Below are 8,570 nucleotides of genomic sequence, written 5' to 3'. Positions count from 1 at the left end.
CTTTGGTTCCTGCAATGCTTCTAAATTCGGTAGTTCGGGCAACGGATTGAATTTCTTTAATAATTGTTGTGTCTTTCTTTTTATCGTAAAATCCGTAACGTCCTTTGTCCATTCCCATCCATACTTTTTCTTCGTCGACCAAAATAGCTCTACAACTCAATTTCGTTTCGAGAATAACTTCCGCTTTGATTTTTTTGTTTTGAGCGAATAGAGAAATACTTGTAAAAAATATAAATACAATTAATTTTTTCATGAGAATTGGTTTATGTATCAAATATAATGGAAATGATTTCAAACAAAAAAATATTTTTTTTTAAATCATTAATAATCAATAACTTAATATTAAATAAAAACTTTGGCACAGTAATTGGTTATTTAATAATAGAAATAAGAATCCTAAAAGCGAATATATTATGAAAACGAAATTGATACATCTGAGCTTACTGGCATCATTGACGATAGGTTCTCTTTTTGCTCAAGAAAAAACTACGGTTACAGCAAAAAATTCGGATATCAGCGACAACTTAGATTTAAGAGCGGTTGCGACTGTTTTTGGTGATGCAAAAGATTTGGAAGATTTTGAGAGAAGATTAAATGATCCTAAAACTCAAATCTCTAACTTAGATTTGAATAACGATAATTATGTCGATTATTTAAGAGTTATTGAAACGGTTGAAGGAAACGTGCATTTAGTTGTGGTTCAAGCAGTTTTAGAAAAAGATGTTTTTCAAGATGTGGCAACCATTGAAGTAGAACGAGACCGAAACAATCGAGTACAAGTACAAGTTGTGGGTGACGTTTACATGTATGGTGCTAATTATATTTACGAACCTGTTTATGTGCATACTCCGGTGATTTACACTACTTTTTGGGTAAGCAATTATCGTCCGTATTATTCATCTTGGTATTGGGGTTATTATCCAAGTTATTACTACTATTGGAATCCATTCCCAATTTTTAGATACAGAAATCACATTCATGTTCATATTAACTTTGGTCACAGTTATCATTATGTAACACACAGAAGATGTGCTGCCGTTTATAACAACTATTATGGAAGAAGAGGAAATGGTTATGAAAGAAGATATCCAAATCGTTCCTTCGCTCACCGAAATGCAGGATATTCAAACCGTTATGAATTAGATTCAAGAAGAAATATCAGTTCACCACGTAATAGAAGTGAAATAACTTCAAACTCACCAAGAGGAAATCGTGAAACGAGAGCAATTGAAGGAAGTTCACCAAGAACTAGACCTGAAACTTCTTCTCCAAGAAACAACGGAACTAGAGAAAATTCTGGAACTCGAGTTACCACAGAAAGCAGAGGAAATTCTCCAAGAGTTTCAAATGAAAACAGAGGAAATTCTCCAAGAGTAACTACGGAAAATAGAGGTCGAAATGAAGGTCCAAGATCAAATGGCGGAAGAGAGTTTTCAGAAAACAGAAACAAATCTCCAAGAGATAGAGGAACTGTTTCAAGCTCAGGAAACAGAGGAAATTCGGAATACAAAGGAGGTTCTTCAAGAGGTAATTCACAACCAAGAAATAGTGCTCCAAGAGGTAACTCTAACTCAAGAGGTTCCGAAGGAAGAGGAAACGGAAGAGGATAAATATTAAAGCTGTCAAATTTGGCAGCTTTTTTTATTTTTATTCGTATCTTTGCAGGCTGATTTAAAATAAATAATGAGATTACACAGAAATTTAGTGTTCACAACAATCGATTCGCTAATGGCGATTTTTAACGAAGGTGAATACGCTGATAAAGTGGTTGCTAGAGCACTTAAAAAAGACAAACGTTGGGGAAGTCACGATAGGAAATTCGTAGCCGAAACCATTTACGAAATCGTAAGATGGAAACGTTTATATACTGAAATTGCAGAAGTTAAAGAACCTTTTGATCGAGATAAAATTTGGAGAATATTTGCGGTTTGGGCAGTATTAAGAGGTTATAACCTTCCCGATTGGAAATATTTTGAAGATACACCGGTTAGAAGAATCAAAGGAAGATTTGACGAACTATCTAAGATAAGAAAGTACAGAGAATCAATTCCTGATTGGATGGATGAATTAGGAGTTAAAGAATTAGGTGAGGAAACTTGGACTAAAGAATTAGCAGCTCAAAACGAACAAGCAAAAGTAATTTTAAGAGTAAATAAACTTAAAACTACCAAAGAAAAATTAAGAGCCATCTTAATGGATTTGAATATTGAAACCGAGTTTCACAAAGATTATCCAGATGCATTAATTTTAACCGAAAGAGCTAATGTTTTTTTAACAGATGCTTTTAAAGATGGTTTGTTTGAAGTGCAAGACGCTTCTTCTCAATTAGTAGCTTATTTCTTAGATGTTAAGCCTGGAATGCGTGTTGTGGATACTTGTGCTGGTGCTGGTGGAAAAACCTTGCATTTGGCTTCTTTAATGGAAAATAAAGGGCAATTAATTGCTATGGATTTATATGAAAGTAAATTAAAGCAATTAAAAATTCGTGCTAAAAGAAACGGCGCTTTCAACATTGAACCAAGAGTTATTGAAAGTACTAAAACGATAAAAAAATTACACGAAAAAGCCGATAGAGTTTTAATCGATGCACCTTGTAGTGGATTAGGCGTTTTAAAAAGAAACCCTGATAGCAAATGGAAATTACAACCTGAATTTATTGATAACATTCGAAAAGTTCAGGCAGAAGTATTAGAAAATTATTCAAAAATTGTAAAACCGGGTGGAAAATTAGTTTATGCTACTTGTTCGGTATTACCTTCAGAAAATCAAGAACAAATTAAGCATTTCTTAAGCACTGAGATTGGAAAAGAGTTTACTTTTGTCAAAGATCAAAAAGTCTTAGCAAGTGAAAGCGGTTTCGATGGGTTTTATATGGCATTATTAGAAAGAAAGAAAAAATAAATAGATATGAAAAAAAATTACTTACTAACCCTATTATTGTGTTCCGCTGTCGGATTTGCACAAATTCCTACTGGATATTATAATACCGCAACTGGAACCGGTTTAACCTTAAAAACAAATCTAAAAAAAATTATTGATAATGTAAGCGATGGAATTCCTTCAGAGCACTTACATTCAGATCAAGGTTATGCTGCGTTATGGACACTTTATACTCATACTGCATTTAGAGATAATTATTATGAAAATGATGGTAGTTTATTAGATATGTATTCTGAAAATCCTTCTGGAGCTGATTCTTACAACTATACAACAACTTCTCAACAATGTGGGTCATATAGTGGAGAGGGTGATTGTTATAACAGAGAACATTTAATTCCTCAATCCTACTTCGATGGATATGCTACTAACCCAATGAAAAATGACCCATTTTTTGTAGTTCCATCAGATGGAAAAGTAAATGGGGACAGGAATAATTTACCTTTTGGAAAAGTTGGTACGGCAACATATACTTCTCAAAATGGTTCTAAAAGAGGAAATGGTATAAATTCTGGATATGCTTTAGGGTATTCTGGTGTTGTATTTGAACCTATTGACGAATTTAAAGGTGATATAGCACGAGCATTTTTCTATTTTGCTACACGATATGAAGATAATATGGATGAGTTTTATAGTACAGCAAATGCTGCTACATGTGAAGCTAAAAATATGTTTGATGGTTCAACTGGACGTGCATTTACAAATCCTTTTTTAGATATTTTATATAAATGGCATACTGATGATCCGGTAAGTGCTAAAGAAATAGCTATTAATAACGATATTTATTACAATCATCAAAGTAATAGAAACCCATATATTGATCATCCTGAGTATGTTGGTTTAGTTTGGAATAGTTTTTTGTCTAACCCATCGTTTGCATTTGAAAATTCAATTTCAATTTACCCAAATCCAGCTGTAAACAACGAAGTTACAATTTCATCTGAAACGGAATTAAAATCAATTGTTTTATACAATATTAACGGACAAATCATCCAAGAAATTAAAAATCCTACACGTGTTGATAATTCATATAAAGTAAATAATTTACCTAGTGGATTTTATTTAGTTCAAATGGCTTCTGAAAATGCTATTGCAACTAAGAAACTTATTGTAAATTAAGATTTCAAATCATAATATTATAAAAGCCTCATCATTTATTTGATGAGGCTTTTTTTATAAAATTAAAAGAGTGATAAAGTATAAAACTCCATCACTCTTTTACCCTATTAACTAAAATATTTAATGACAATTGGCTTCCGATTGTACAAATAAACTCATATTACTTGGAGATAAATATGGAATATCCAATCCTAAGCCTCTTATAATAAATAACATTCCTATAATTACCGCAACTAACGGTATTGCTTTTTGAATGGTTCCTCTAAATGAGAATGAAAGTAAATTAGAAACATATACAACAGCAGCAAGCATTGGTATCGTTCCAATTCCAAATAAAATCATATAAAGTACACTTAATGAAATACTTTGCATGGCAATAGCTCCAAAAAGTGCTACATACACCATTCCGCAAGGTAAAAAACCATTCAATAATCCAATTGTGAATAACGATTTGTAGCTTTTGTTTTTAAACTGTTGCCCTAAACTTGATTTTACTTTCGTAATGAGACGATAAACTGGTTTTGAAAAATTATATTTAGCAAATACTTTTTCAGGAATTAATGCTACTAAAATCATTAAAATCCCAACGATTATGGAAAGTTGTTGTTGCATTCCGGCTAAATAGAAACTTCTTCCTAAAAGCCCAAAAATTAAACCTAAAGTTCCATAAGCCGTTAATTTACCTATATGATACGTGATGATTTGAGTTACTTTTTTAGCTTCATTATTTCTGTCAACAGGCAACATCATAGCAATTGGACCGCACATTCCTACACAGTGAAAACTACTAATTAAACCAAATATAAAAGCTGAATACAACATCAATTATTAATTTCAAATTCAAAAAAAAGAAATTATTCTATTCTAAACGAATCTTTGTTCAAATATTTCACACCATCGTATTCCCAATCGATAGAAATGTCCCAAAGACCGCCAGCCAAATTACTTTTAGGTATGAGCAAATGTGGACTAGATAGTGAAATCGGAATTTCAAAATCTAATTTCTGACTAGACGGTCTGTATAAGGACACTTTTCCAATTATTTTTGAATAATCGAAATCGGCTGGGAATTGAATTTTCACTCCATCGGCAGTTTTTTCGATTGTTACTTTATTTGTTAATGCATTCGCATTCTCTTGTTTTTCTATGTCACCTTGAACCGTTGCTTCTTTTTTATAATAATCTTCTACTACTAATTCATGATCATATTTATCATTAGACTGTACTTTAAATACATAGGATAAAATGAATGTCATAAAAAGTGCAAAAGCAATAACGATTCCGGTTCCCCAATTAAATTTCATAGCTATATTTTTTTAATTAAAGTTTCTTGGTCCTTGGAAATTGGTTGCTGTTTCTTCAATCATCTTATCTCCATTATATAATTCTAATTTTAAATGTACCTTTTCTTCTTTTAGCAAACTTTCTGGAATATCAATGTAAATTGTTCCACTTGCTAAACCTTGTTTTGGTACTTTTATAACTGGACTTCCCACTAATTTTATTTCTCCTTTATAATTAACAATCTTAACAGTAACATTATCAAATTCTTGTTCTGTTTTATTGACAATTTTATACGTGTAGAAATTACGAATGTTTTCTCCATTGTGTTGAAACAATTGCCCTGACATTGGTAAGAAATTAGCTTCTACATCATTTCGTAAAAACAACATTCCAATTAAAACGCCAACTAACAAAGTTAAAACGCCAATGTAACCTTTCATTCGAAGTGTTAACTTAAATTTTTCTTTCTTGACGATTTCGTCTTCGCTGGCATAGCGGATTAATCCTTTTGGTAATCCCACTTTTTCCATAACGGTATCACATTCATCAATACAAGCGGTACAGTTAATACATTCTAACTGAGTACCATTACGAATGTCAATTCCAGTTGGACAAACTACCACACATTGGTTACAATCGATACAATCTCCATGACCAAGTGCAGTTCTATCTTCACCATTTCTCCATTTTTTTCTTCCGTTTGTACCTTCTCCTCTAACATGATCATAAGATACATTTATTGATTTATTATCCAATAAAACTCCTTGCATTCTTCCGTAAGGACAAGCAATAATACAAACTTGTTCTCTAAACCAAGCAAATACAAAATAGAATACGCCAGTAAAAATTAATAAGGCAATTAATGTACTTAAATTATTTGCTGGTCCTTCAGTGATCATTTTGATAAGTTCATCGCTACTAATCAAATACGCTAAAAAAACGTTAGCAATGAAGAATGAAAAAATAAAAAAGATAGTCCATTTTGTAACTCTTTTTCTTATTTTTTCAGCATCCCATTTTTGTCTTTCTAATCGCATTTGAGCCCCTCTGTCTCCATCAATCCAATATTCGATACGTCTGAAAACCATTTCCATAAAAATAGTTTGCGGACAAAACCAACCACAAAAAATACGTCCAAAAGCCACTGTAAACAAAGTCAATCCAACTACTCCAACAATCATTGAAATAACAAACAAATGAAAATCTTGAGGCCAAAATGCAAATCCGAAAATACTGAAACGTCTTTCCAGTACATTAAACATCAAAAATTGATTTCCATGAATTTTAATAAAAGGAGAAGCTATTAAAAAAACCAAAAGAAAATAACTCAATAACTTTCTTTTATCGTAAAAAGGGCCAGAAGGTTTTTTAGGATAAATAAAATTTCTTTTCCCTTCCGCATTGATGGTAGCTATGGTATCTCTAAAACTTTCGTCAGGTAAATTTGACATAATAATGCAATTTTTAGTTTAAAAAAGGTTTTGAGAATTTCCCAAAACCTTTTTTACTATTTTTATTTTCCTGCAGGAGCTTCTACTTTAGTAGAATCTACTGCTACTGCTGGTGTCGCTTCAGCTGTTTCAACCCATATTTCGCCTTCAGCTGGTTTTCCTCCTGGAGGATTAGAACCTTGTAAACTTAAAACATAACTTGCTACACTTTGAATGTCTTTAGAAGATAAATTAGCTTTCCAAGCCACCATTGAAGGGTTGTTTTTACTTCCTTCAGAAATTAACTTGAAGACATTTTTAATTCCTCCTCCATTAATCCAATGTTTGTCAGTTAAGTTAGGTCCAACTAAACCTCCACCATCAACTTTGTGACATGCAGCACAAGCGTTTGTGAAAATTTCTTTTCCTTTGGCTAAACTTGTAGCATCTGTTAAAACTACTACTGTTTCATAACTTACTTCTTCTGCAGCATCTTTAGGTAGTTTAGATTTTTCTAACTCCGCTAATTCTACTTCTTTATTAAACTCTTCCGCTTGTGTGTAATCTCCTATTATATGGAATCTAACTAAATATACAGCTGCAAAAATAATAGTACCATAGAACAAATATACCCACCATGGTGGTAAAACATTATCTAACTCTTTGATACCATCATAATCGTGGTCTAACATAATATCTTCTTCTCGCTCAATTTCTTTAGAACTTGTAAGTTTGCTAACTATATTTTGATACCATTTGCTTTCTGTAAAAGAAACAGATTGTGCTTCTGCTAATTGTTTCTTTTGCTCATCAGTTAATAAATGATAAGTAACTTTATCAACTGCATCAATTACGATCTCGATCGCAATTAATAAAAATAGGAACACTCCTAAAAATAAAGCTACCATAGGAAACTTAATAAATGCTGGCCTGTCTCCTGAATCGATAAAATATTCCAAAGCTGCAAATACTACTGCAAACAGTAATGGAACTCTTACGTATGATGGAATTAATTTTTTCATTTGTTGAAAATTTTGATGTTATGAGAACCTGAACAACCATGAAACTACCCAAAAATTATAAAAACATCATGGTTGTTTCAGTTTCTCTCTATTTATAATTATGACTATTCGTCGTTTAAAGGCATTTCACTTATTTCTTTGATTTTTTCTTTGCTGTAAGTAAATGCCCAAACCGTGAACAAAACAAACGCTGTAAAGAAAATAGTCAACGAAATGATTGGATAAATTTCTACTCCCGTTATGGTTTCTAAATTATGTTTAATGAACTTTAGCATAACTTTTATTTTTTAACTTGAGTATCAGTACCTAATCTTTGTAAGTAAGCAATAAGTGCTACAATCTCTCTGTTTTTCAACGGAGCTGCTGTTTCGTTTCCAAATGATTTCTTAATTTCTGGATTTGCTAATAAATTAGTTTCAATTTTAGTAGCTTGTGCTTCCATATTTTTAAGAGCATTGTTAATATCTGCATCAGAATAAGGAACTCCTAAAGTTACCATGGTTCTCATTTTGTCTTGAATAGTTGAATTATCTAATTCATTTTTAATTAACCATTGGTATCTTGGCATAATTGATTTTTCATTTAATCCTTGAGGATCGTACATATGGTTAAAATGCCATACATCATCTCTACCTCCATTAAATGGTTTTCCTTTAACACCTTCACGAGCTAAATCTGGACCAGTACGTTTAGAACCCCATAAGAATGGATGATCGTAAACAAATTCTCCTGCTTTAGAATAGTCTCCATAACGCTCTACTTCTGAACGGAATGGACG

9 protein-coding genes and 1 pseudogene are annotated in these 8,570 nt (G+C 32.0%); 3 read left to right on the top strand and 7 right to left on the bottom strand.

What is annotated here, in order from left to right:
• Positions 1–253: pseudogene (locus B4I81_RS11295) on the bottom strand (hypothetical protein); the annotation flags it as partial.
• Positions 254–413: 160 nt separating this feature from the next.
• Here B4I81_RS11295 and B4I81_RS11290 point away from each other — a divergent pair.
• From B4I81_RS11290 to B4I81_RS11280, 3 genes are all read left to right on the top strand, one after another.
• The gene (locus B4I81_RS11290; protein ID WP_291110704.1) at positions 414–1,610 is read left to right on the top strand and encodes a hypothetical protein; all 1,197 of its coding nucleotides are present in this window, start codon (positions 414–416) and stop codon (positions 1,608–1,610) included.
• 73 nt (positions 1,611–1,683) lie between these two features.
• Positions 1,684–2,901, top strand: a complete 1,218-nt coding sequence (locus tag B4I81_RS11285) for an RsmB/NOP family class I SAM-dependent RNA methyltransferase (protein ID WP_291110703.1) — start codon at positions 1,684–1,686, stop codon at positions 2,899–2,901.
• A 6-nt stretch (positions 2,902–2,907) separates the two neighbouring features.
• A complete protein-coding gene (locus B4I81_RS11280) occupies positions 2,908–4,056 on the top strand; it encodes an endonuclease (RefSeq protein WP_291110701.1) in 1,149 nt (382 codons plus the stop codon).
• Between the two features lie 120 nt (positions 4,057–4,176).
• Here the strand turns inward: B4I81_RS11280 and B4I81_RS11275 are convergent, their stop codons facing one another.
• The 6 genes from B4I81_RS11275 to B4I81_RS11250 all read right to left on the bottom strand — a co-directional run.
• Positions 4,177–4,878 carry a sulfite exporter TauE/SafE family protein gene (locus B4I81_RS11275; RefSeq protein WP_291110699.1) on the bottom strand — a complete coding sequence of 234 codons (702 nt, stop codon included), beginning with the start codon at positions 4,876–4,878 and terminating at the stop codon, positions 4,177–4,179.
• Positions 4,879–4,910: 32 nt separating this feature from the next.
• A complete protein-coding gene (locus tag B4I81_RS11270; protein ID WP_291110698.1) occupies positions 4,911–5,360 on the bottom strand; it encodes a FixH family protein in 450 nt (149 codons plus the stop codon).
• A gap of 12 nt (positions 5,361–5,372) precedes the next feature.
• A complete protein-coding gene (gene ccoG, locus B4I81_RS11265; RefSeq protein ID WP_291110697.1) occupies positions 5,373–6,791 on the bottom strand; it encodes a cytochrome c oxidase accessory protein CcoG in 1,419 nt (472 codons plus the stop codon).
• Between the two features lie 62 nt (positions 6,792–6,853).
• Positions 6,854–7,792, bottom strand: a complete 939-nt coding sequence (locus B4I81_RS11260; RefSeq protein ID WP_291110695.1) for a cbb3-type cytochrome c oxidase N-terminal domain-containing protein — start codon at positions 7,790–7,792, stop codon at positions 6,854–6,856.
• A 104-nt stretch (positions 7,793–7,896) separates the two neighbouring features.
• Positions 7,897–8,067: a CcoQ/FixQ family Cbb3-type cytochrome c oxidase assembly chaperone gene (locus B4I81_RS11255; RefSeq protein ID WP_133607121.1), complete on the bottom strand. Its 171-nt coding sequence runs from the start codon at positions 8,065–8,067 to the stop codon at positions 7,897–7,899.
• A gap of 5 nt (positions 8,068–8,072) precedes the next feature.
• Positions 8,073–8,570, bottom strand: a 498-nt coding sequence (locus tag B4I81_RS11250) for a cbb3-type cytochrome c oxidase subunit II (protein WP_291110693.1), incomplete at its 5' end; no start/stop codon positions are given.

Origin of the sequence: Flavobacterium sp. UBA6195 (genome assembly GCF_002422095.1) — a bacterium.
Lineage (GTDB): Bacteria > Bacteroidota > Bacteroidia > Flavobacteriales > Flavobacteriaceae > Flavobacterium.
Note: the sequence above shows the minus strand (reverse complement) of the source record. Positions and strands in the feature narration are given on the sequence as shown.